25 protein-coding genes are annotated in these 22,732 nt (G+C 74.2%); 18 read left to right on the top strand and 7 right to left on the bottom strand.

Going from position 1 to position 22,732, the window contains the following annotated elements; all coding sequences use genetic code 11:
* Positions 1-261: 261 nt before the first annotated feature.
* Together ybaK and IH54_RS0126030 are read right to left on the bottom strand one after the other, a co-directional pair.
* The gene (gene ybaK / locus IH54_RS0126035; protein ID WP_031521204.1) at positions 262-765 is read right to left on the bottom strand and encodes a Cys-tRNA(Pro) deacylase; all 504 of its coding nucleotides are present in this window, start codon (positions 763-765) and stop codon (positions 262-264) included.
* Between the two features lie 7 nt (positions 766-772).
* Positions 773-1,495, bottom strand: a complete 723-nt coding sequence (locus IH54_RS0126030; protein WP_031521202.1) for an LON peptidase substrate-binding domain-containing protein — start codon at positions 1,493-1,495, stop codon at positions 773-775.
* Positions 1,496-1,827: 332 nt separating this feature from the next.
* Between IH54_RS0126030 and IH54_RS0126025 the strand changes: the two genes are divergently transcribed.
* On the top strand, positions 1,828-4,377 hold the full coding sequence (locus IH54_RS0126025) for an ATP-dependent Clp protease ATP-binding subunit (protein WP_031521200.1): 2,550 nt from the start codon (positions 1,828-1,830) through the stop codon (positions 4,375-4,377).
* 455 nt (positions 4,378-4,832) lie between these two features.
* Here the strand turns inward: IH54_RS0126025 and IH54_RS0126020 are convergent, their stop codons facing one another.
* Positions 4,833-6,356, bottom strand: a complete 1,524-nt coding sequence (locus tag IH54_RS0126020; RefSeq protein WP_199923464.1) for an oxidoreductase — start codon at positions 6,354-6,356, stop codon at positions 4,833-4,835.
* Between the two features lie 184 nt (positions 6,357-6,540).
* Here IH54_RS0126020 and hisD point away from each other — a divergent pair, with 184 nt between their 5' ends.
* From hisD to hisF, 8 genes are all read left to right on the top strand, one after another.
* Complete coding sequence (hisD, locus tag IH54_RS0126015) at positions 6,541-7,857, top strand: histidinol dehydrogenase (protein WP_031521195.1); 1,317 nt, start codon at positions 6,541-6,543, stop codon at positions 7,855-7,857.
* Entirely contained in the window at positions 7,854-8,960 is a 1,107-nt protein-coding gene (locus IH54_RS0126010; protein WP_031521194.1) for a histidinol-phosphate transaminase, read from the top strand. Before hisD ends, IH54_RS0126010 begins: the two co-directional genes overlap by 4 nt.
* A 14-nt stretch (positions 8,961-8,974) precedes the next feature.
* On the top strand, positions 8,975-9,568 hold the full coding sequence (hisB, locus tag IH54_RS0126005; protein ID WP_031521192.1) for an imidazoleglycerol-phosphate dehydratase HisB: 594 nt from the start codon (positions 8,975-8,977) through the stop codon (positions 9,566-9,568).
* A gap of 2 nt (positions 9,569-9,570) precedes the next feature.
* Positions 9,571-9,723, top strand: a complete 153-nt coding sequence (locus IH54_RS46290; RefSeq protein ID WP_031521189.1) for a hypothetical protein — start codon at positions 9,571-9,573, stop codon at positions 9,721-9,723.
* A gap of 10 nt (positions 9,724-9,733) precedes the next feature.
* A complete protein-coding gene (gene hisH / locus IH54_RS0125995; protein ID WP_031521187.1) occupies positions 9,734-10,369 on the top strand; it encodes an imidazole glycerol phosphate synthase subunit HisH in 636 nt (211 codons plus the stop codon).
* A gap of 71 nt (positions 10,370-10,440) precedes the next feature.
* A complete protein-coding gene (gene priA, locus IH54_RS0125990; protein WP_031521184.1) occupies positions 10,441-11,169 on the top strand; it encodes a bifunctional 1-(5-phosphoribosyl)-5-((5-phosphoribosylamino)methylideneamino)imidazole-4-carboxamide isomerase/phosphoribosylanthranilate isomerase PriA in 729 nt (242 codons plus the stop codon).
* Positions 11,166-11,651, top strand: a complete 486-nt coding sequence (locus IH54_RS0125985) for a Rid family hydrolase (RefSeq protein WP_063762372.1) — start codon at positions 11,166-11,168, stop codon at positions 11,649-11,651. The genes priA and IH54_RS0125985 overlap by 4 nt, the downstream gene beginning before the upstream one ends.
* Complete coding sequence (hisF, locus tag IH54_RS0125980; protein ID WP_031521179.1) at positions 11,648-12,406, top strand: imidazole glycerol phosphate synthase subunit HisF; 759 nt, start codon at positions 11,648-11,650, stop codon at positions 12,404-12,406. Before IH54_RS0125985 ends, hisF begins: the two co-directional genes overlap by 4 nt.
* Positions 12,407-12,418: 12 nt before the next feature.
* Here hisF and IH54_RS0125975 read toward each other — a convergent pair whose 3' ends face one another.
* Positions 12,419-13,021: an O-methyltransferase gene (locus IH54_RS0125975; RefSeq protein WP_031521176.1), complete on the bottom strand. Its 603-nt coding sequence runs from the start codon at positions 13,019-13,021 to the stop codon at positions 12,419-12,421.
* A gap of 147 nt (positions 13,022-13,168) precedes the next feature.
* On the opposite strand from IH54_RS0125975, the gene IH54_RS0125970 reads away from it, so the two are divergent.
* On the top strand, positions 13,169-13,744 hold the full coding sequence (locus IH54_RS0125970) for a winged helix-turn-helix domain-containing protein (RefSeq protein WP_031521173.1): 576 nt from the start codon (positions 13,169-13,171) through the stop codon (positions 13,742-13,744).
* A 71-nt stretch (positions 13,745-13,815) separates the two neighbouring features.
* Positions 13,816-15,057 carry an MFS transporter gene (locus tag IH54_RS0125965; RefSeq protein WP_031521171.1) on the top strand — a complete coding sequence of 414 codons (1,242 nt, stop codon included), beginning with the start codon at positions 13,816-13,818 and terminating at the stop codon, positions 15,055-15,057.
* Between the two features lie 13 nt (positions 15,058-15,070).
* Here the strand turns inward: IH54_RS0125965 and IH54_RS0125960 are convergent, their stop codons facing one another.
* Both IH54_RS0125960 and IH54_RS0125955 read right to left on the bottom strand, forming a co-directional pair.
* Positions 15,071-15,703 carry a TIGR03085 family metal-binding protein gene (locus IH54_RS0125960; protein ID WP_031521168.1) on the bottom strand — a complete coding sequence of 211 codons (633 nt, stop codon included), beginning with the start codon at positions 15,701-15,703 and terminating at the stop codon, positions 15,071-15,073.
* A 72-nt stretch (positions 15,704-15,775) separates the two neighbouring features.
* Positions 15,776-16,729, bottom strand: coding sequence for a hypothetical protein (locus IH54_RS0125955; protein WP_031521166.1), 954 nt, complete (start codon positions 16,727-16,729; stop codon positions 15,776-15,778).
* A gap of 240 nt (positions 16,730-16,969) precedes the next feature.
* On the opposite strand from IH54_RS0125955, the gene hisI reads away from it, so the two are divergent.
* Both hisI and IH54_RS0125945 read left to right on the top strand, forming a co-directional pair.
* The gene (hisI, locus tag IH54_RS0125950) at positions 16,970-17,332 is read left to right on the top strand and encodes a phosphoribosyl-AMP cyclohydrolase (protein ID WP_031521164.1); all 363 of its coding nucleotides are present in this window, start codon (positions 16,970-16,972) and stop codon (positions 17,330-17,332) included.
* Positions 17,333-17,343: 11 nt separating this feature from the next.
* Complete coding sequence (locus tag IH54_RS0125945; RefSeq protein ID WP_031521162.1) at positions 17,344-18,873, top strand: anthranilate synthase component I; 1,530 nt, start codon at positions 17,344-17,346, stop codon at positions 18,871-18,873.
* A 72-nt stretch (positions 18,874-18,945) separates the two neighbouring features.
* Here IH54_RS0125945 and IH54_RS45695 read toward each other — a convergent pair whose 3' ends face one another.
* The gene (locus IH54_RS45695) at positions 18,946-19,101 is read right to left on the bottom strand and encodes a hypothetical protein (protein ID WP_159012068.1); all 156 of its coding nucleotides are present in this window, start codon (positions 19,099-19,101) and stop codon (positions 18,946-18,948) included.
* 243 nt (positions 19,102-19,344) lie between these two features.
* Here IH54_RS45695 and IH54_RS0125935 point away from each other — a divergent pair, with 243 nt between their 5' ends.
* From IH54_RS0125935 to trpM, 5 genes are all read left to right on the top strand, one after another.
* Positions 19,345-20,019, top strand: a complete 675-nt coding sequence (locus tag IH54_RS0125935; protein WP_199923463.1) for a TIGR02234 family membrane protein — start codon at positions 19,345-19,347, stop codon at positions 20,017-20,019.
* A gap of 120 nt (positions 20,020-20,139) precedes the next feature.
* On the top strand, positions 20,140-20,400 hold the full coding sequence (locus tag IH54_RS0125930) for an HGxxPAAW family protein (RefSeq protein ID WP_031521156.1): 261 nt from the start codon (positions 20,140-20,142) through the stop codon (positions 20,398-20,400).
* Between the two features lie 412 nt (positions 20,401-20,812).
* Positions 20,813-21,247 (top strand): DUF2752 domain-containing protein, encoded by a 435-nt coding sequence (locus tag IH54_RS0125925; protein ID WP_043182260.1) that lies wholly within the window; start codon positions 20,813-20,815, stop codon positions 21,245-21,247.
* A 166-nt stretch (positions 21,248-21,413) separates the two neighbouring features.
* Positions 21,414-22,223, top strand: a complete 810-nt coding sequence (gene trpC / locus IH54_RS0125920) for an indole-3-glycerol phosphate synthase TrpC (protein WP_031521152.1) — start codon at positions 21,414-21,416, stop codon at positions 22,221-22,223.
* 235 nt (positions 22,224-22,458) lie between these two features.
* A complete protein-coding gene (gene trpM, locus IH54_RS48140) occupies positions 22,459-22,641 on the top strand; it encodes a tryptophan biosynthesis modulator TrpM (RefSeq protein ID WP_078862520.1) in 183 nt (60 codons plus the stop codon).
* Positions 22,642-22,732 lie beyond the last annotated feature (91 nt).

Here is a 22,732-nt window from a genome sequence, read left to right as displayed (position 1 = left end):
GAAGTAGGCCGCTGCCCTCTTCGGAGGACGGTGAGCGTTGTCGGGTGCGGCTGCGCCGCCGGGCGGGCGTTTTCAGCGCCCTGCGCAGCAGAAGATGCCTAGTGCTGTGACCGGGAGGGTTTGCCGGTAGCTTGCGGCGTCCGGTGCGGTGCGTCGCAAGGCGCCGGATCGGCCTCGTCGTGGGCCTACTCGGTCGATACGGCAACGCAGCGAGGTGCCGTGCCGGGCGTCGCAAGCCGGTGAACCCTCCCGGTCACAGCACTAGCTCCGGGCGATCGGGGACTGGACGCCCGAGGTCAGGGCGAGGAGGACGGCGGGCGCGAGCTCGACCTCGAGGCCGCGCTTGCCCGCGGAGACGAAGATCGTGGGGAAGGCGAGAGCGGACGCGTCCAGGACCGTGCGGAGGGGGCGGCGCTGGCCCAGCGGGGAGATGCCGCCGCGCACGTAGCCGGTCGTACGCTCGGCTGCGGCCGGGTCCGCCATCGCCGCGCGCTTGCCGCCCACCGCGGAGGCGAGCGCCTTGAGGTCGAGCGCTCCGGCGACGGGCACCACGGCGACGGTCAGCGCGCCGTCGACCTCGGCGACGAGGGTCTTGAACACGCGTTCCGGGCTGGTCCCGAGCGCGTGCGCGGCCTCCTCGCCGTACGACAGGCCCGATGCGGGGTCGTGCGCGTACGCGTGCAGCGTGTAGTCCGCGCCGGCGCTCTCCAGCGCGACCGTGGCCGGGGTCCCGCCGCCGGGACCCCCTTTGCGCTTCTTCGCCATCGTCCCCTCAGTTCGCGCTGATCGGCTGGCTGGTCAGGTCGACCGCGGGCAGCGACGGCAGCTTCTCGATGACCGCGGTCTCGCGGCGCAGCAGCCGCAGCTCCGCGGACAGCCGGGCGGCGGAGTCCGGCTCCTCCAGCAGCGTCTGCTTGACGGGCGTCTCGGCGATGAGCGCGGCGGCCACCAGGTAGGAGAGCACGGTGGGGTCGTCGGGGAATTCCTGGCCCGGCGCGAGGGTGCGCTCGCGGGCGCCCGCGAGGCGCTTCTGGTAGGTGCCGAAGACCCGGGTGACCTCCGAGGCCAGGGCGCCCGCGCCGCTGCCCGTCGTCTCCGGGATCTCCTCGATCTCCGCGGTGAGGTAGGGCCCGCTCAGGTCGAGGGAGAGGAGCTTGAAGCGGATGAGGCCGGTGGCGACCAGTTCGTAGCCGCCGCCGTCGCGCTCGGCGACTCCCGTCGCGTCGGCGATGCAGCCGATGCCGTGCAGCGCGGCGAGGGGTTCGGTCCCGAGCCCGGCGGCCGGGCCGGTCGCACGGCCCTCCTGCCCGGTGGGCGCGACCTCCTGACCGTTCCTGATCGCGACGACGCCGAACCTCCGCGGGGTGCCTTCGGGCAGGGCCAGCAGATCGGCGACGAGGGCGCGGTAGCGGTCCTCGAAGACGTTCAGCGGAAGGACGAGGCCCGGGAAGAGGGTGGTGCCCAGGGGGAAGAGCGGAATCCTGTCGGTCACAATGAGCCAGCGTACGGCGGCGGGCCGCCCCCGCGCGCCCCCGTTCGGCGGGACCGCCGTTCCGGACGCGCCGCGCGAGCGACGGCGGTGGACGGGTGGGGCACGCGGGACGCCGCTGCTCCGCCCGCCGGGGGCCGAGGTCCGCTGCCGGGCGCACCCCCGGCGGCCGGGGCTCGCCCGATATGCCGGGAGGATCCCGAGGTGCCATCGTGGCATGAGGACGCCCCGCCCGGGTACGCGGTCGGGAAGTCAGGTGCCAGCCCGGTGTCGGCACGCGCGCCGCACCGGTCGGTCACGGCGGCGAGGGCCCGTACGGGCCAGCGAGGGAAACCACGATGACCAACGGATTCACGGGCCCCGAGGACGATCCCTTCGGCGACTTCCTCGCCCGCTTCTTCGGCGGCCGCCCGCCCGCTCCCCGGCAGGTCGACATCGGGCGGTTGCTCAGCAGGCCCGCCCGGGAGCTGGTGGAGGGCGCCGCGCAGTACGCCGCCGACCACGGGCGGCACGACCTCGACACCGAGCACCTGCTGCGGGCGGCACTCGCCGCCGAGCCGACCCGGGACCTGCTCAGCCGGGCGGGCGCCGACCCGGACGCGCTGGCCTCGCAGATCGACGAGCGCTCCGGGCCCGCGCAGGAGCCGGACGACTCCGGGCCCGCCGCGCTGTCGCTGACCCCCGCAGCCAAGCGCGCGCTGCTGGACGCCCACGAGCTGGCGCGGGCCTCCGGCGCCGGCTACATCGGACCCGAGCACCTGCTGGGCGCACTGGCCGCCAATCCGGAGTCCGCCGCCGGGCACATGCTGAACGCCGCCCGCCTCGCCGCCTCCGGGCTGCCCCCCGAGCAGAGCGGCGGCGGACCCGCGGGCGGGGTGCAGACGCAGGGGCGGCCCGGCGGCGGCTCCTCCGGCACACCGACGCTCGACCAGTACGGGCGGGACCTCACCGACCAGGCGCGGCAGGGCCGTATCGACCCGGTGATCGGCCGGGACGAGGAGATCGAGCAGACCATCGAGGTGCTGTCGCGGCGCGGCAAGAACAACCCGGTGCTGATCGGGGACGCGGGCGTCGGCAAGACCGCCGTCGTCGAGGGCCTCGCCCAGCACATCGCGGACGGGGACGTGCCGGACACCCTCACCGGCCGCCGGGTCGTCGCGCTGGACCTCACCGCGGTCGTCGCCGGCACCCGCTACCGCGGCGACTTCGAGGAGCGGATGAACGCCATCGTCGGCGAGATCCGCGCACATTCCGACGAACTGGTCATCTTCATCGACGAGCTGCACACCGTCGTGGGCGCGGGCGGCGGCGGGGGCGGCGAGGGCGGCTCCATGGACGCCGGCAACATCCTCAAGCCCGCGCTCGCCCGCGGCGAGCTGCACATCGTGGGCGCCACCACGCTGGAGGAGTACCGCCGGATCGAGAAGGACGCGGCGCTCGCCCGCCGCTTCCAGCCGATCCTGATCCCCGAGCCGACGGTCGCCGACACCCTGGAGATCCTGCGCGGGCTGCGCGACCGCTACGAGGCGCATCACCAGGTCCGCTACACCGACGAGGCCCTCGACGCCGCGGTGGAACTCTCCGACCGCTACCTGACCGACCGGCGGCTGCCGGACAAGGCCATCGACCTCATCGACCAGGCGGGCGCCCGCGTCCGGCTGCGCTCACGCACCAAGGGCACCGGCGTACGGGCGATGGAGCGCGAGGCCGAGCAGCTCGCGCGGGACAAGGACCAGGCCGTCGCAGCCGAGAGCTACGAGCGCGCCACGCAGCTGCGTGACCGCATCGCCGACCTCAAGAAGCGGATCGCCGACGCCGGCGAGGACGGGCGGGCCGACGACGGGCAGGACCTGGAGGTCACCTCCGAGGCGATCGCCGAGGTCGTCTCGCGGCAGACCGGCATCCCGGTCAGCAGCATCACGCAGGAGGAGAAGGACCGGCTGCTCGGCCTCGCGCAGCACCTGCACCGCCGGGTCGTCGGCCAGGACGAGGCGGTCTCCGTCGTCGCCGACGCGGTGCTGCGCTCGCGCGCCGGGCTCGGCAGCCCGAACCGGCCGATCGGCAGCTTCCTCTTCCTGGGCCCGACCGGCGTCGGCAAGACCGAGCTGGCCCGCGCGCTCGCCGAGGCGCTGTTCGGCGAGGAGGACCGGATGGTCCGGCTCGACATGAGCGAGTACCAGGAGCGGCACACCGTCAGCCGGCTGGTCGGCGCCCCGCCCGGATACGTCGGCCACGAGGAGGCCGGGCAGCTCACCGAGGTCGTGCGGCGGCACCCGTACTCGCTGCTGCTGCTCGACGAGGTGGAGAAGGCGCACCCGGACGTCTTCAACATCCTGCTCCAGGTGCTCGACGACGGGCGGCTCACCGACTCGCAGGGCCGCACGGTGGACTTCACCAACACCGTCATCGTCATGACCAGCAACCTCGGCTCGGACGCGATCGCCCGCCGCGGCGCCGGGATCGGCTTCGGCCCCGGCGGCGCGGACGCCGACGAGGAGGCCCGGCGCGAGCAGATCCTGCGGCCGCTGCGGGAGCACTTCCGGCCGGAGTTCCTCAACCGGATCGACGAGATCGTCGTCTTCCGGCAGCTCGACGAGGAGCAGCTGCGGCAGATCACGGACCTGCTGCTGGAGCAGACCCGGCGGCTCATGCACGCGCAGGGCGTGCGGGTGGACTTCACGGCTTCCGCCGTGGACTGGCTCGCGCGGCACGGTTACCAGCCGGAGTACGGTGCGAGGCCGCTCCGCCGGACCATCCAGCGCGAGGTGGACAACCAGTTGTCCCGCCTCCTCCTCGACGGCCGCGTAGGCGAGGGGGGCCGCGTCACCGTCGACGCGGCCGACGACCGCCTGACCTTCACGACCGGGGAGACCCCGCCCCCGTCCTGACCGCTTCCGCGTGGTGCGCTGCCCTGCCGGGGGCGAGCGTTTCGCGCTGCCGCGCGGGGTGCGCGTTTCGCGGTGCGGCGCCGGGTGGGCGTTTCGCGGTGCCGCGCGGGGCGGCCCGTTTCCGCCCTGGCGGGCGAGCGTGCGCTGCCGCGCGGGGTGAGCGTTTTTAGGGGCGCGGGGAACTGCGCGGCCAGCCCCTACGGGGGCGCGGGTGGTCACCGGCCCGAAGGGGCAGTTGCTGCCTCCCCCAGAGCTTCGCCTGGGAGGTACCCCCACGCGCCCCTAAAAACGCTTGCCCCGCGGTGCAGCCGCAGCTGAACGCTTGCCCCGCGGTGCAGCCGCAGCTGAACGCTTGCCCCGCGGCGCAGCCGCACCCGAACGCCCGCCCCGCGCGGCAGCGCAAACGCTTGCCCCGCGGTGCAGCCGCAGCCTCGGGAACGCGCGCCCGGCACGGGCTACGTGCTGCGGCGCAGCAAGCGGCTCGCCCCCGCGGCAGCGGTCGTGGCGAGCATCCACCCGAGGAGGGTGAGGACGGACGCCACCCACTGGGCGATTCCCGTTTCGCGCCAGGCGTTGTCCTGGCCGAGGTCGATGACGGGGAGGAGGAGGTCCAGGGCGTAGAGGGGCGGGCTCCAGTGGGGGCGGTAGCCGCCCGCGTCCGCGGGCTGGGGGCTCGGGTGGAGGGCGAAGTACACCGCGCCGAGCGCCCACAGCAGCGCCATCCAGATCGCGGCGCGGCCGGGGCGGTAGCCGTAGCCGACCGTCACGTCCTGGACCCAGCCCCAGACGCGTCCGGCGAGCGGCAGCGTCTCGCGGCGGCGGCGCTGGCGGGCCAGCAGCACCTCGCGGGCCTCGGCGTCCTCGCCGGCGGCGCGCAGTGCGGCGGCGAGCCGTTCGTAGGGTTCGGGGCGGAATTCGGGGGTGGCCGCCTGGAGCCATTCCAGCCGGGCAGCCAGCGGGAATTCGGCGAGCGGGGTGAGGGTGTCGTACGTGAAGCTGGTGATGCGCACCCGCCCGGGGCCGGGCCAGGCTCTGGGGGAGTCGTTGAGCTTGCCGACCGTGCCCGAGACCACGACGGTGCAGTTCGGGGCCCGGTGCAGCCGCCAGCACAGCTCCGGGGTCTGGATGCGGCGGATCGAGACCTGCTGCTCCGCGGTGGAGGTCAGGAAGCGGGCCCGGGAGATGACGAGGGCGTTGCCGAACCGCCCGTCGTCGAGGCGCAGCCCGCCGTGGCAGGTGAAGTCGCGGATTTCGGTGTCCGGGGCGGGCGGGGCGGAGGGGGCGGCGCCGGGGACGGTGCGGCGTCCGCCGGACAGGTAGAGGGTGTGCTCGACGGCGATGCGGGCGGCGTTGAGGGCCTGCCGTCCGCCGGGGTTGCGCAGCGTCGCCCCGCGCAGGCTGAGCCGGCCGCCGATACGGGCGCTGCGCAGGCTCAGCTCGCCGGTGACGTCGATGAGCTCGGCGTCCAGGTCCTGCCCGACGGTGAGGCCGTCGGCGGCGATGGCCCGCGAGGAGCGGCCGGGGCGGACGGTGACGTCGTTGAGCAGCAGGTCGGTGCCGATGTGCGCGTCGGTCAGCCGTATGCCCCCGTCGATCCGGCACTGCGGCAGGTGCAGGTCGCCGCTCATCTGCAGCCGGGCGGCGTCCAGCCGCGGGATCCGGCAGCGCACCAGCCGCATGCTGCCGGCCTGGCACTCCTGGAGCATCAGGTGCTCGTCGAAGCGGCAGTCGTCGAACTGGACGTACGGCGTGACGGTGGCCCCCGACAGCATCAGCCGTCCGCCGACCCGCACCCCGGCGAGCTTGAGCGCGGTGACCCGCCCGGGCGCGGCCGGCGGCCCGGCGAGCAGCAGCTCGGCGACGACCTGTGCCCGTACCGTACGGTCCGCCCCCCACGCGGGGCCGTGCAGCGGGTCGTCCTCCGCGGCGATTCCGGTGCGCAGGTCCAGGGTGCGGCCCTGCCGGAAGGCCTCCCACATCCGCTGCTCGACCGCCGTCCAGTCCGGCGGCGCCCCCGCCCCGTGTGCAGCGTCACTCACCGGTGTCCCCTCCCCGTATCCCGACGCCGACACGCTAGTGCCCGCCGGGCCGGGGCGGGACCGCTCGTATCACGGAGTGGATGGCGCGGCCGGGCGGCCTGTCCGGGTCTCTACACTTGGCAGCGTGATCTCCCGAATCGATCTGCGCGGTGCCGCCTTCCCCGAGGGCGGGATCGACCGCGACCTGCTGCCCCGTGCCGACTTCGACGTCGAGGCCGCCCTTGAGGCTGTGCGGCCCATCTGCGACGACGTACGGCATCGCGGCTCGGCGGCGGTGCTCGATTTCGGGGAGCGCTTCGACGGTGTGCGCCCCGCCTCGCTGCGGGTGCCCGCGCAGGCCCTCACCGACGCCCTCGCGGAGCTGGACCCGGCGGTGCGGGCGGCGCTGGAGGAGTCGATCCGGCGGGCCCGGCTGGTGCACCGCGAGCAGCGGCGTACGGACGTCACGACACAGGTCGTGCCCGGCGGCACGGTCACCGAGCGGTGGGTCCCGGTGCGGCGCGTCGGGCTGTACGTGCCCGGCGGCATCGCCGTCTACCCGTCCTCCGTGGTGATGAACGTGGTGCCTGCGCAGGAGGCGGGCGTCGAGGGCATCGCGGTGTCCTCGCCCTCGCAGAAGGAGTTCGGCGGCCTGCCGCACCCGACGATCCTCGCGGCGTGCGCGCTGCTCGGCGTGACCGAGGTGTACGCGGCCGGCGGCGCCCAGGCCGTCGCGATGTTCGCCTACGGCACCGAGGACTGCCGCCCGGTCGACCTGGTCACCGGCCCCGGCAACATCTACGTGGCCGCCGCCAAGCGCCTGCTCAAGGGCCGGATCGGCATCGACGCCGAGGCCGGGCCCACCGAGATCGCGATCCTCGCCGACGACTCCGCCGACCCCGCCTTCGTCGCCGCCGACCTCATCAGCCAGGCCGAGCACGACCCGCTGGCCGCCGCGGTGCTGGTCAGCACCTCCGCGGAGCTGGCCGACGCCGTCGACAAGGAGCTGGACGTCCAGGTCGCCGCCGCCCGGCACCGCGAGCGGATCACCGCCGCGCTGTCCGGCCGGCAGTCCGCGACCGTGCTGGTCGACACCCTCGACCAGGGCCTGGAGGTGGTCGACGCCTACGCCGCCGAGCACCTGGAGATCCAGACCCGGGACGCCGCCGCCGTCGCCGCCCGGGTGCGCAACGCGGGCGCGGTCTTCGTCGGCCCGCACGCCCCCGTCTCGCTCGGCGACTACTGCGCCGGTTCCAACCACGTCCTGCCCACCGGCGGCTGCGCCTGCCACTCCTCGGGCCTGTCCGTGCAGTCCTTCCTGCGCGGCATCCACGTCGTCGACTACTCCCGCGACGCCCTCGCCGACGTCGCCGGCCACGTCGTGACGCTCGCCAACGCCGAGGACCTGCCGGCGCACGGCGCCGCGGTGCAGATCAGGTTCGAGGGAGGCGCGGCGCAGTGACCCGTATCGACGACCTGCCCATCCGCGACGAGCTGCGCGGCAAGTCCCCGTACGGCGCCCCGCAGCTCGACGTGCCCGTGCGGCTCAACACCAACGAGAACCCGTACCCGCTGCCCGACGCCCTCGTCGCCCGGATCGCCGAGCGGGTGGCCGAGGCCGCGCGCGGCCTCAACCGCTACCCGGACCGCGACGCGGTCGAGCTGCGCACCGCGCTCGCCGCGTACCTCGCCAAGACCGCGGGCCACGCGGTGACGCCCGAGCAGGTGTGGGCGGCCAACGGCTCCAACGAGATCATCCAGCAGCTGCTGCAGACCTTCGGCGGTCCCGGCCGCCGGGCGATCGGCTTCGAGCCGTCGTACTCGATGCACGCGCTGATCTCCCGCGGCACCGGCACCGGCTGGATCTCGGGGCCGCGGCGCGACGACTTCACGATCGACCTCGCCGCCGCCGTCGCGGAGATCGCCGAGCGCCGCCCCGAGGTGGTGTTCGTGTGCTCGCCCAACAACCCGACCGGCACGGCCGTCTCCGCCGAGACCGTCGTCGCGCTGTACGACGCGGCGCAGGAACGGGGCCCGGCGCTGGTCGTGATCGACGAGGCGTACGGCGAGTTCTCGCACCAGCCGTCGCTGCTGCCGCTCATCGAGGGCCGCCCCAACCTGGTGCTGACCCGCACCATGTCCAAGGCCTTCGGCGCCGCAGGGCTGCGCCTGGGCTACCTCGCCGCCGACCCGGCGGTGGTGGACGCGGTGCAGCTGGTCCGGCTGCCCTACCACCTGTCGGCCGTCACCCAGGCCACCGCGCTCGCCGCGCTGGAGCACACCGACACCCTGCTCGGCTACGTCGAGCAGCTCAAGACCGAGCGCGACCGCGTCGTCCGCGAGCTGACCGCGATCGGCTACCAGGTCACCGCCTCTGACGCGAACTTCGTGCAGTTCGGCGTCTTCGCCGACAACCGCACCGCCTGGGAGGCGATCCTCGCGCACGGCGTGCTGGTCCGGGACCTCTCGGTCCCCGGCCGGCTGCGGGTCTCGGTCGGCACCCCCGCCGAGAACGACGCGTTCCTGGACGCGGCGCGCGCGGTCTTCAAGGAGCACACAGCATGACGGAGGAGACGCGCATGAGCCGCGTGGGCCGCATCGAGCGCACCACCAAGGAAACCTCGGTGGTCGTCGAGATCGACCTGGACGGCACCGGGCAGGTGTCGGTGTCCACGGGCGTCGGTTTCTACGACCACATGCTCGACCAGCTCGGCCGGCACGGGCTGTTCGACCTGTCGGTCAAGACCGAGGGCGACCTGCACATCGACACCCACCACACCATCGAGGACACCGCCCTCGCGCTCGGCGCCGCCTTCAAGCAGGCGCTCGGCGACAAGGTGGGGATCTACCGCTTCGGCAACTGCACCGTCCCGCTCGACGAGTCGCTCGCGCAGGTCACCGTCGACCTCTCCGGCCGCCCGTACCTGGTGCACACCGAGCCGGAGACCATGGCGCCGATGATCGGCACGTACGACACCACGATGACCCGGCACATCCTGGAGTCCTTCGTCGCCCAGGCGCAGATCGCGCTGCACGTCCACGTGCCCTACGGGCGCAACGCCCACCACATCGTCGAGTGCCAGTTCAAGGCCCTCGCCCGCGCCCTGCGGTACGCCAGTGAGCGTGACCCGCGGGCGGCGGGAATCCTGCCGTCGACGAAGGGCGCGCTGTAGCCGTGAACAAGGGATCGACCCTCTTCATCCTGCTGGGGCTGTTCCTCGCCGGCGGGGTCTACTCGTTCTGGCAGCAGAAGCAGTCCAGGTCGCTGATCGCGCTGCTGGCCATCGGATCGGTGATGGCACTCGTCACCGGTCTGCTCCAGCTCTAGGGGGACGGACATGAGCAAGAGCGTCGTCGTACTGGACTACGGCTTCGGCAACATCCGCTCCGCCGAGCGCGCCCTCGCGCACGCCGGGGCCGACGTCGAGATCACCGCCGACTACGACAAGGCCATGGCCGCCGACGGGCTGCTGGTGCCCGGCGTGGGCGCCTTCGCGGCGTGCATGGCCGGGCTGAAGGAGGTCCGCGGCGACTGGATAGTGGGCCGGCGGCTGGCCGGCGGGCGGCCCGTCATGGGCATCTGCGTCGGCATGCAGATCCTCTTCGCCCGCGGCATCGAGCACGGCGTGGAGACCGAGGGCCTGGACGAGTGGCCCGGCACGGTGGAGCCGCTGCGGGCGCCCGTCGTCCCGCACATGGGCTGGAACACGGTGAAGGCCCCCGCGGACTCCCGGCTCTTCGCCGGGACGGACGCCGACACCCGCTACTACTTCGTGCACTCCTACGCGGTGCGCCGCTGGGAGATGGACGAGCGCAGCGACCGCATCCGCAGCCCGCAGGTGACCTGGTCCACGCACGGCGAGCCGTTCGTCGCCGCGGTGGAGAACGGCCCGCTGTGGGCCACGCAGTTCCACCCGGAGAAGTCCGGCGAGGCGGGCGCGCTGCTGCTGCGCAACTGGCTCGACACCTTCTAGGCCCGGCGGCCCTGCCCGGGGCGCCGCCCGCCAAGCCCCACCGCTCACCCATGACCCGAGGACGACCCCCGATGACCACCACGCTCGAACTGCTCCCCGCCGTCGACGTCCGCGACGGCCAGGCCGTACGCCTCGTGCACGGCGAGTCCGGCTCCGAGACGTCGTACGGCGACCCGATGGCCGCCGCACTCGCCTGGCAGAGCGCGGGCGCGGAGTGGCTGCATCTGGTCGACCTGGACGCGGCCTTCGGCACCGGCGACAACCGGGCGCAGATCGCCGAGGTCGCCCGCAGCATGGACATCAAGGTCGAGCTGTCCGGCGGCATCCGCGACGACGACACGCTCGCCGCGGCGCTCGCCACCGGCTGCACCCGGGTCAACCTCGGCACCGCGGCGCTGGAGACCCCGGAGTGGGTCGCGAAGGTCATCGCGCAGTACGGCGACAAGATCGCGGTGGGCCTCGACGTGCGCGGCACCACCCTGCGCGGCCGCGGCTGGACGCGCGACGGCGGCGACCTCTACGAGACGCTGGCCCGCCTGGACTCCGAGGGCTGCGCCCGCTACGTCGTGACCGACATCAACAAGGACGGCACGCTGCAGGGCCCCAACCTGGAGCTGCTGTCCGGCGTCTGCGCGGCCACCGACCGCCCGGTCGTCGCGTCCGGCGGCGTGAGCAGCCTGGACGACCTGCGCGCGATCGCCTCCCTCGTCCCGCAGGGCGTGGAAGGCGCGATCGTGGGAAAGGCGCTCTACGCGAAGGCGTTCACGCTCGAAGAGGCCCTGGAGGCTGTGTCCCGATGACCCCGAACCCCGCAGTACGGCGTGAGCAGTCCGGCAGTCCGCTGGAGGAGGCCTACGGTTTCGCGCACGCCGTCGCCGCGGGGGACAGGGTCCTGGTGTCCGGCACCCTGCCCGTCGTCGACGGCGAGGTGCGCGGCGAGGGCAGCCCGTACGAGCAGGCGCTGCTGGCGCTGCGCAACGCGCTCGCCGCGCTCGAACCGTTCGGCCTGGGCGCGGACAGCGTGGTCCGCACCCGGCTGTACCTGAGCCATGCCCGGGACGCCGACGACGTGGGCCGCGCCCACGCCGAGGTGCTCGGCGCGGTCCGCCCGGTGTCCACCATGGTGGTGGTGGCCGGCTTCACGGACTCCCGGGTGCTGGTGCAGGTCGAGATCGAGGCGTTCGGCGGATCGCGGGAAGCCCGGGACGCCCGGGGAGCCCGGGGAGCCCGGGAAGAGTCAGAAACCCGAGAAGAACGAGAAGACCGAGGAGACCCGGCATGACACTCGCCGTACGCGTCATCCCCTGCCTCGACGTGGACGGCGGACGGGTCGTCAAGGGCGTCAACTTCCAGAACCTGCGCGACGCCGGCGACCCGGTCGAGATGGCCCGGCTCTACGACGCCCAGGGCGCCGACGAGCTGACCTTCCTCGACATCACCGCCTCCTCCGGCGACCGCGAGACCACCTACGACGTGGTGCGCCGCACCGCCGAGCAGGTCTTCATCCCGCTCACCGTGGGCGGCGGCGTGCGCAGCGCCGACGACGTCGACAAGCTGCTGCGGGCCGGCGCCGACAAGGTCGGAGTCAACACCGCGGCCATCGCCCGGCCCGAGCTGCTGCGGGAGATCGCCGAGCGCTTCGGGCGCCAGGTGCTCGTGCTGTCGGTCGACGCCCGGCGCGCCGCCTCCGGCGAGGGCTTCGAGGTCACCACGCACGGCGGCCGCCGCGGCACGGGCATCGACGCGGTCGAGTGGGCCGAGCGGGCCGCCGAGCTGGGCGCGGGCGAGATCCTGCTCAACTCGATGGACGCCGACGGCACGAAGGACGGCTACGACACCGAGATGATCGCCGCGGTGCGCGCCCGGGTGTCGGTGCCGGTCATCGCCTCCGGCGGCGCGGGCCGGCTCGACGACTTCGCGCCGGCCGTCGCGGCGGGAGCGGACGCGGTGCTCGCGGCCTCCGTCTTCCACTTCGGCGACCTGCGGATCCCCGAGGTCAAGTCGGCGCTGCGCGAGGCGGGCCACCCCGTCAGGTAGCGGCCCCGCGGCTCAGCGGCCGGTCCGCGTGCAGACCAGGGTCGACAGGTCGGGCGCGAGCGGGATCTCCACCGTCCGCAGGGCCGGGTGGTCGAGCCAGTGCAGCCGGGCGGTGTCCGGGGCGCCGTTGTGGACGGGCGGGGCGCCGTGCGAGGGCGTGAAGTCGTCGATGACCAGGACGCCGCCCGGGGTGAGCAGCGCCGACGGGTCGGCGGCGGCCCCGCCCTTGGCCTGGCCGCCGCCGTCGAGGACGAGCAGGTCGAAGGGGCCGTGCTCGGCGATCGCCGTCCAGTCGCCCTGCCGCACGGTGACCCGGGGCGCGAGCGGCGCGAAGAGCTCCGCCGCCGCCTTCGCGCGCTCCGCGTCCTGCTCGACGCTCACGGCGGTGGCGCCGCTCCGCATGCCGGAGGCCAGCCAGGCCAGGCCCACCCCGCAACCGGTGCCGGTCTCGCCGATGCGCTGCGCGCCCGCCGCGAGCGCGTGCAGCAGCCGGCCCTGTTCGGGGCGGCAGGAGTAGGGGAAGTCCAGCCGGGTCGCCGTCCGTGCCGCACGCTCGACGAGGGGCGGCAGGTCACCGGGACCGCTGAGGTGTGCGCGGGTGCCGTCAAGAGACATGGCGGCATCCTGCCCTCCGGCCGGGAGCGGAGGGGCGCGATCAGGTGAGAAAGAAATATTGCGCAAATATAGTTGTGCAATATTTCTTTCGTATCTAACCTCGGTGGGGTGAGCGACCAGAACAGCACTCCCGGCACCCCCGGTGGCATGTACCAGATCACCGACCTCGACGCGCTCAAGGTCTTCACCCACCCCTTGCGCATCCGCCTCTACCGGGCCCTCCTCACCGCCCGCAGCGCCACCGCCTCCCATCTGGCCGACCAGGTCGACGAGGCCGTCTCGCTGGTCAGCTACCACCTGCGGAAGATGTCCGCGCACGGCTTCATCACCGAGGACCCGGGCCCCGGCACGGACGGCCGCGAGCGCTGGTGGAAGGTCTCCACCGACCGCGGCTGGTCCTTCCGCAGCGCCGACTTCGCCGACCGCCCGGAAGGCGCCGCCGTCCTCGCGCAGGTCACCCGGCAGCTGCTCGCCACCCGCGCCGAGCGCTACGAGCAGTTCCTCGACCAGCAGGCGGCCTGGCCGCGGGAGTGGACCGACGCGTCCTTCTCCTCGGAGTTCATGCCGCTCCTCACCGCCGCCGAACTCCAGCAGATGGCCGACGAGGTCACCGAGCTGATGCAGCGCTGGACCGACCGGGGACGGGCCGCCGAGGAGGCAGGCGACACCGCGGGCCGAGAGCACGTCGCCGTGCAGATGTACGGCTTCCCCTTCCGCCCCTGACGCCCCGCCCCTGACGCCCCGCTCCCGACGCCGCCCCCGACCGTCCGTCCCGATGTTGAGGAGACCGGCCCATGGCCCCGACCGCGACAGCCGCCGCCGCGACAGGCACCGGCCGGCCCGCGTACCGGGACGGCAACGTGCTGCGCTGGCTCGGCGCCTACACCGCCTCGATGCTCGGCGACTCCGTCTACTTCGTCGCCCTCGGCTTCGCCGCCGCCCGGGCCGTGCCCGCCGCGCAGGTCGGCCTGGTCATGGCGGCGGGGGCGGTGCCGAGGGCGCTCCTCATGCTCGGCGGGGGAGTGGTCGCCGACCGCTTCGGGCCGCGCCGGGTGGTCATCGGCAGCGACGCGGTGCGCTGCGTGCTGATCCTCGCCGCCGCGGCCGGGCTCGCGGCGGCCTCGCCGGGGCTGTGGCTGCTGGTCGCGCTGGCGCTGGCCTTCGGCGTGGTCGACGCGCTGTTCATGCCCGCCGTCGGCGCGCTGCCGCCGCGTATCACCACCTCCGACCAGCTCGTACGGGTACAGGGCCTGCGCGCGCTCGTGGTGCGGCTCGGGCAGGTCGCAGGGCCGCCCGCGGGCGGGCTCGCGATGGGCCTGGGCGGCGGCGCCACGGCCTTCCTGGTCGCCGGGCTGTTCTTCGCGGCGTCCGTGCCGCTGCTGCTCGGCACCCGTATCGACCCCGGCCCGCGCCCCGCGGCGACCCGGGCACCCGCGGGGAGGGAGCTGCGCGACGGGCTCGGCTACATCCGGCGGCACCCGCTGGTCGGCCCGCTGGTGCTGTCCGGCGCGCTGTGCGAGCTGGGCCTGGCCGGTCCGATGAACGTCGGCATGGTGCTGCTCGCCGAGCGGCGCGGCTGGGGCGCGAGCGGCTACGGCTGGGTGATCGCCGCGTTCGGCGCCGGCGCCGCCCTCAGCGCGGCGCTGCTGGCCGCCCGCGGGCGGATACGCCGGGCCGGGGCCGTGCAGATCGCGACGCTGCTGGTGGGGAGCGCGGCCCTCGGCCTCATCGGGATCTGGCCCGCGCTCGCCGCCGCGGCCGCCACCGCGTTCGTGGCCGGGCTGGTCTGCGGGGTGTGCGGGGGGCTCGCGACCGCGCTGATCCAGACCGCCACCGCACCCGGCTACCTCGGCCGGGTCACCTCCGTGATGAGCCTGACCGGATTCGGGCTCGCTCCGCTGGCCTACCCGCTCTTCGCCGCCGCCGCGGGCGCGCTGGGGCCCTCGCCGGTCTTCCTGGCCAGCGCCCTGCTCGCGGCCGTCGGCGGCGCGTTCACGGCCTTCCTGCCGGCCGTGCGGACCGCCGAGCTCCCCTGACGCCGCCGGGCGGTCAGACGCCGAGTTCCGCGACCGCCGCCTTGCCCACCGCGTCGGCCTCGCCCTCCGCCGTGACGTCCGCGACCGTCTGCCGCCCGAAGGCGTACATCGTCAGCTCGGCCGGTTCGCCGGTGACGGTCACGACGGGCGAGCCGCGGTGCGCCACCACCGTCTGGCCGTCCGGGCGACGCAGCACCAGGCCGACGGGGGAGCGGCGGCCGAAGATCCGGGCGGCGCGCTCCAGCCGCTTCCACAGTGCGTCCGCGAAGACCGGGTCGATCTCCCGCGGGGTCCACTCGGGCGCGGCGCGCCGCACGTCCTCGGTGTGGACGTAGAACTCCACCGTGTTGGACGCCTCGTCCAGCTGCTTGAGGGCGAACGGCGACAGCCGCGGCGGCCCCGTCCTGATCAGCCGGATCAGCTCGGCGTACGGGCGCTCCGCGTACTCGCGGCGGACCCTTTCGAGCCGGTCCGCGAGTCGCGGCACGACCAGGCCGGCCGCCGCGTCGCCGCGGCGTTCGCGTACGACGACATGGGCGGCAAGATCCCGGGTCGTCCAGTTCCCGCAGAGGGTCGGCGCGTCGGGCCCGGAAGCCTCCAGCAGGTCGGCGAGGAGCAGACGTTCACGCTGTGCATGGGTCGTCATGGCGCCAGGTTAGAACCCCGGCGCCGCTCCCGCCCGCTCCTCGCGACCGGCGCGTTACTTCATTTCCCGGCGCTACGCCAGCTTCTTGGTGAGCTTCTTGCCGTTGGTCCCGTCGTTGATGCTGAGCGCGCAGGTGACCGTCTTGCGGCCCTGGATCTCGTACGTCACCAACTGCGGGTAGAGCACGTACTCGTAGTACTCCTTGCCGTCCGCCGGCGCGTGCGCCTTGGCGTCGGCCTTGCACAGGTCGAATGCCTTGTCCTGGATGTCCTGCTCGGAGGCGAAGGTCCCGGACAGCGTCTTGGTGGCGACCGACTGCGCGTCGTGCGGCGTCGTGCAGGACACGACCTGCACCTCGTCGATGGTGTGCGTCATCGACGGGGCGTTGAAGCACTTGCCCGGGTCGACCACGATGTACGCGATGTCCTGGGAGTCCGACGCGGACGGGTCCGGCTCGTCGGAGCTGTCGTCGCTCGGGAGGTCGGTCGGCAGGTCCAGGCTCGGGAAATCGGTGGGCAGGCTGAACGTCGGTGACGGGATGTCCGTCGGCAGATGCGTCGCGGTCGGCATCGATATCGACGTCGTGTCCTTCGCGCTCGGCTTCTTGTCGCCGTCGCCACCGCCCGCTGCGACCGCGATGCCGATGATGGCGCCGACGACCACGACCGCGCCGACGGCTATCCAGACGTTGCGCTTGGTGTTGTTCGGCGGCGGGGGCGGCGGGAATCCGCCGGGCCCGTAACCGCCCTGCCCGAAGCCGCCGCCCTGCGGAGGGCCGCCGTAGCCGCCGCCCTGCGGGGGGCCGCCGTAGCCGCCGTCACCGGGGTAGCCGTAGCCCCCGCCGGGAGGGGCCGGTGGTCCGGGGGGCCCGGGCGGGCCGAAGCCGCCGCCCTGCTGCGGGTAGCCGTAACCGTCGTTCGGGGGCGGGGGAGGAGGCGGGCCGAAGCCCTGGGGCGGGCCGAAGCCGCCACCCTGGTCGGGGGGCGGCGGCGGGCCGTTGTGCGGAGGCGGAGGTGGAAAACCCATGCACGAAGGATGCCCCATACGGGTGACGGTCGCGAGTAACAACCCCGCGACAGCTTGGCTACAGCCAATCCGCTTATCCCCTTTGCCGGTTATCGATGCCGGTGCGCGCTTTCCGGGGCCTCGTGACGGTACGGATCCAGCCACTTCCGGCCGCGCACCCGGAGCCGGCCGCGTACCCCGGAAGGACCCGGTCCGGCATCCGGACACGTCATTTCCGCGCGCACCCCGAACGGCGGCATCATGGACCCCATGTCCCAGCTCGACCCCGCCGTCGCCGCCCGCCTCAAGCGCACCGCAGACGGCCTGGTGCCCGCCATCGCCCAGCAGTACGACACCGGTGAGGTGCTGATGCTCGGCTGGATGGACGACGAGGCGCTGCACCGCACCCTGACCACCGGCCGCTGCACGTACTGGAGCCGCAGCCGCGGCGAGTACTGGACCAAGGGCGACACCTCGGGGCACGTCCAGCACGTCAAGTCCGTCGCGCTGGACTGCGACGGCGACACCGTGCTCGTCCGGGTCGACCAGGTCGGCGCCGCCTGCCACACCGGGGACCGCACGTGCTTCGACGCGGACGTCCTGCTGCCCGCACCGGGCCAGTAAGGTCTGCGGCCATGGACCTGGACACGTTCCGCAAGCTCGCGGTCGACCGCCGCGTCATCCCGGTCAGCCGCCGCCTCCTCGCGGACGGCGACACGCCGGTCGGGCTCTACCGCAAGCTCGCCGGCGAGCGGGTCGGCACCTTCCTGCTGGAATCCGCCGACACCAGCTCCAACAGCGGCGCCGGCGGCGGTTCCTGGTCCCGCTACAGCTTCGTCGGGGTGCGCTCGGCGGCGACGCTGACCGTACGCGACGGGCAGGCGCACTGGCTCGGCTCCCCACCGGTCGGCGTGCCCGTCGACGGCGACCCGCTGCAGGCGCTGCGCGCCACCGTCGAGGCGCTGCACACCCCGCGCGACCTCACGTCCGGTATGCCGCCCTTCACCGGCGGCATGGTCGGCTACCTCGGCTACGACATCGTGCGCCGCCTGGAGCGCATCGGCGACAGCACCCACGACCCGCTGGACCTGCCCGAGCTGACCATGCTGCTCACCTCCGACCTCGCGGTGCTGGACCACTGGGACGGCACGGTGCTGCTGATCGCCAACGCGATCAACCACAACGACGAGGACACCGGTGTCGACGAGGCCTACGCCGACGCCGTCGCCCGCCTCGACGCGATGCAGGCCGACCTCGGCCGGGCGCTCCCGCAGCCGCCCGCCGAACTGCCCGCGTCGGTCGACTTCCCCGTCAGCTGGGGCTTCGGCGGCCAGGAGTACCAGAGCGCGGTCGTGGACATCAAGGAGCGCATCCACGCGGGCGAGGCCTTCCAGGTCGTCGTCTCGCAGCGGATGACGACGGACTGCGTGGCGAGCGCCCTCGACGTCTACCGCGTGCTGCGCACCACCAACCCCTCCCCGTACATGTACCTGCTGCGGCTGGAGGGCTTCGACGTCGTCGGCTCCAGCCCCGAGGCGCTCGTCAAGGTCGAGGACGGGCAGGCCATGGTGCACCCCATCGCGGGCACCCGGCCGCGCGGCGCGACCCCGCAGGCGGACGCGGCGCTCGCCGAGGAGCTGCTCGCCGACCCCAAGGAGCGCGCCGAGCACCTGATGCTCGTCGACCTCGGGCGCAACGACCTGGGGCGGGTGTGCGAGCCGGGCAGCGTCGAGGTCGTCGACTTCATGTCGGTCGAGCGCTACTCGCACGTCATGCACATCGTCTCGACCGTGACGGGCCGGGTGGCCGAGAACCGCACCGCCTTCGACGTGCTCACCGCGTGCTTCCCGGCCGGCACGCTGTCGGGCGCGCCCAAGCCGCGTGCCATGCAGATCATCGAGGAACTGGAGCCCGTCCGCCGCGGCGTCTACGGCGGCTGCGTCGGCTACCTGGACTTCGCCGGGGACTCCGACACCGCGATCGCCATCCGCACCGCGGTGCTGCGCGACGGCGTCGCGTACGTGCAGGCGGGCGCGGGCGTCGTCGCCGACTCCGACCCGGAGGCGGAGGACACCGAGTGCCGCAACAAGGCGGCGGCGGTGCTGCGCGCGGTCGCGATCGCCAACCACATGACGCGCGCGGCCCGGGCGTCGCAGCCCTCGTAGCGGATCCCTCTCACGGATGCCGGGGGGCGGGCCGTCACGCCCGCCCCGCCCCCCGGCCGTTCTGTCAGCCGGTCAGCCGGTGGAGGCGGTCGGGCCGTTCGGGGTGCCGATGCCGGTCGGGCCGTCGTAGCCGACCGCGCCCGTGCAGAGGTACGAGCCCGCGCACTCGCCGTTCGTGCCGCTCCGCACGTCGTTGAGCGCCTCGCCGTGCGTGTACGGGAAGGACACCGGGTAGGAGCCCTCGGACCCGGTGAGGGGGTGTGGGAGCGGCTTGTCCCGGTCTGCGCGTTCCGCGCCGCCGCGGGCCCCGGTCGCCGGTACCACCCGGCGGCAGGGGATAGTGGTGGGGTGACCTCCGTCCCGCGCCAGTCCGCCGCCGAAGAAACCGCCGCCGACGCCTCCGCCCCTGCCGCCGGGTCCGCGCCGGACGCCGCCGTGCCCGCGGGCGGCGACGTGTCCGCGTCCGCCGCCGTGCCCGCGGGCGGCGACGTGTCCGCGTCCGCGGAGGACCGCGCCGCGGCCGCGCGGCGCGCCGGGTTGCGCACCCTCGGCGTCGCACTGCCGGCGGGGGCGCTCGGGGCGAGCCTGGTGCTGGTCGCCGCGAGCAAGACCTGGTCGCGCGGCTACGCCGCCTTCGGCGAGACCAACCTCCCCGTGCACGCCAGCGGCACGGACACGACCGCGCTCCCCGGCGGGCTCGCCCTCGTGGGGCTGGCCTCGCTCGTCGCCGTCTTCGCCGTCCGCCGTACCGGCCGCTACATCGTCTCCGCCCTGCTCGCGCTCACCGGCCTCGGCACTGTGGCGGCCACGCTCGCCCGGCGCGGCAGCCACGCGGCAGTGAACGAGGCCGCCGCCTCCACCGCGGGCCTCGCGCACGACACCGCCCGGCACGTCACCACGACCGGCTGGCCCTTCGTCTCCGTCGCCGGCGGCCTGCTGCTGCTCGCCGCCGGGCTGCTCGCGCTGCGGTACGGCCCGTCCTGGCCGGCGATGTCCAGCCGCTACGACGCCCCGGGAGCCGCCCGCCCCGCCCGTACCCGGGCCACCGCCGCGGCCCGCCGCCCCGCGCCCGTCGACCCCGACCGCGCGGAGGACCTGTGGAAAGCCCTGGACCGCGGCGAGGACCCGACCGGGCCCGCCGCCTGAGACCGGCACCACACCCCGGCGCGCCCACCCCGCTGCACGTTCCGCCCCCGATACGCGCAACAATGGGGGCGGAGCAGGAGGCGAAGGTCGCCCCCGAGTGTGAGCATCAGGGAGTTCTTCATGGCGGCCCACTACGACCACGGACACACCCCGGCCGCCTGGACCGGCGTGATCATCTCCTTCGTCGGCTTCTGCGCCGCCGGTGTCTTCATCGTGGCCGCGGACCCGGTCCCGTTCTGGATCAGCATGGGCGTCACCCTGCTCGGCCCGGTGGTCGGCGGCATCATGAAGTCCATGGGCATGGGCCGCAAGACGCAGGTCACCGTGCCGGCGACGACGAGCGAGCGCGGCGAGCGCGAGCAGGCCGCCGCGCACGCCTGACCCCTCCGGGGCTCCGCCCCGTCCCTCCTCCGGCGCAGCCGTTCCCCTCGCGGGGGACGGGCTGCGCCGCCGCGTTTTCCGCTGCGCAGGGGCTCGTGCCCCGAAGGGGCGCGTGGGGGTACCTTCCAGGCGAAGCTGCGGGGGAGAACTGCGCGAGCAACCACCCACCGGCCGGTGGTCCGGACGCGAGAGCAACTGCCCCTTCGGGCCGGTGACCACCCGCGCCCCGGTCGGGGCTGGGAGGTACGCCCACGCGCCCCTGAAAACGCTCACCCCCCAGCCCCGCCGCAGGCTGGAAACGCTCACCCCCCAGCCCCGCCGCAGGCTGAAAACGCTCAACCCGCGGCGCAGCCGCCACCTCATCACCCGTACGGAGGCTTCCGGGGTGCCGGCCCGCGAAGGGCGGGGGAGGATCGGCGGCGTGACCCACGCCGCGACCGCCGCTCCCACCCGCGTACGCGGCGGGATCGCCGTACCGCTCGGTGTGCTCGGCGCCGTCCTCGCCGGGTTCGGCTACGTCGCAGCCGTCGACCCGAACCAGCCCGGGCACTACCCCGTGTGCCCGCTGCTGCACTACACGGGCCTGTACTGCCCGGGCTGCGGCGGCCTGCGCGGCGCCCACGCGCTCGCCCACGGGCACCTCGGCACCGCGCTGGGCTGCAACGCGGCCGCGGTCGCCGGGTACGCCGTCTTCGCCGCCGTCTGGACGCTGTGGTTCCTCCGCGCGCTGCGCGGCCGGCGCTTCGACCCCGCCCTGCCCCCCGCCGCGCTCTACGCCGTGTGCGGGCTCCTGCTGGCCTTCACCGTGGTCCGGAACCTGCCCTTCGGGGCGGCACTCGCGCCCTGAACTTGCCCCGGGTTCTCGCAACCGGGGCAAGATTGTCCAGGTGGTGGGACCGCGGATCACCGGATGCGGGCTGCCGGGCACCTGCCCGATACCATCGTCGGAGTCGGTGGTCACCGCCTCCGGCCTGATCATTTCGCTGTACGGCCGGCCGAAAGGGAGCTGTCGCGTGAGTGTGCTCGACGAGATCATCGACGGAGTCCGTGCCGACCTCGCCGAGCGGCAGGCTCGCGTGTCCCTCGACGAGCTCAAGGAGCGCGCCGCCAAGGCCCGTGACGCGAAGGACGGCGTCGCGGCCCTCCGCGGCGACGCCGTGAAGGTCATCTGCGAGGTCAAGCGGTCCAGCCCGTCCAAGGGCGCGCTCGCCGCGATCGCCGACCCCGCGGGCCTCGCCGCCGACTACGAGGCGGGCGGCGCGGCGGTCATCAGCGTCCTCACCGAGCAGCGCCGCTTCGGCGGCTCCCTCGCCGACCTGGAGGCGGTCCGCGCCAAGGTCGACATCCCCGTCCTGCGCAAGGACTTCATCGTCTCCGCCTACCAGCTGTGGGAGGCCCGCGCCTACGGGGCGGACCTCGCGCTGCTCATCGTGTCGGCCCTCGACCAGCCCGCGCTCGTCTCGCTCATCGAGCGGGCGGAGTCGATCGGCCTCACCCCGATCGTCGAGGTGCACGACGAGGAGGAGGTCGCGCGGGCGGTCGACGCCGGCGCGCGCATCATCGGCGTGAACGCGCGCGACCTGAAGACCTTGCAGGTCGACCGCGGCAATTTCGGGCGCGTCGCGCCGGAGATCCCGGACCACATCGTGAAGATCGCGGAGTCCGGGGTCCGCGGGCCCCACGATCTCATCGCCTACGCGAACGACGGCGCTGACGCGGTGCTCGTGGGTGAATCGCTCGTCACCGGGCGCGACCCCCGCACCGCGGTCGCGGACCTCGTCGCCGCCGGCGCCCACCCGGCCTTGCGGCCCGGCCGCGACTGACCTCACCTCCGCCCCGCCGGGCATCCCGGCCCCCGCCGGGCGGGCGTTTTCGGCTGCTGCACAGGGCGGCGGGCGTTTCCAGGCCGCGGCCGCATCGTGGGGCACCCGTTTCAGGCGCGCGTGGGGGTACTTCCACGAGCCCCTCAAAAACGCTCGCCCCCCGCGGCAGGCGCACCCGGCGGCGTCGGGGCAGCCCCCCCGAAAAAAGCTCACCCGGCACGGTAAGGTGAAGCCCATGTCATTGGACGTACGGCTGGCGCGCGGATGCCGGCCCCGGGGGTGCCGGGCGCCGGCGCGCCGGGTGCTGGGGCGGCGCGTGCGGTACGTCATCGGGTGCGAGCCCGGCCAGGTGAACGGCAGGCGATGGCGCCGCGGCGCGACAGCAGCCGCACAAGCACGCCCTCACCGCCACCCGTAGCAGCCGCCGAGCCGCGGCGTACGCGTGCCGTTCCGTCACCGCGCCCCGCGGGGCAAGCGCATCCGGACCCGCGTCCGGACGAGTCGAGCCC

The organism is Streptomyces sp. NRRL F-5123, from assembly GCF_000721495.1.
In the GTDB taxonomy this organism is placed as follows: Bacteria; Actinomycetota; Actinomycetes; order Streptomycetales; family Streptomycetaceae; genus Actinacidiphila.
Note: the sequence above shows the minus strand (reverse complement) of the source record. Positions and strands in the feature narration are given on the sequence as shown.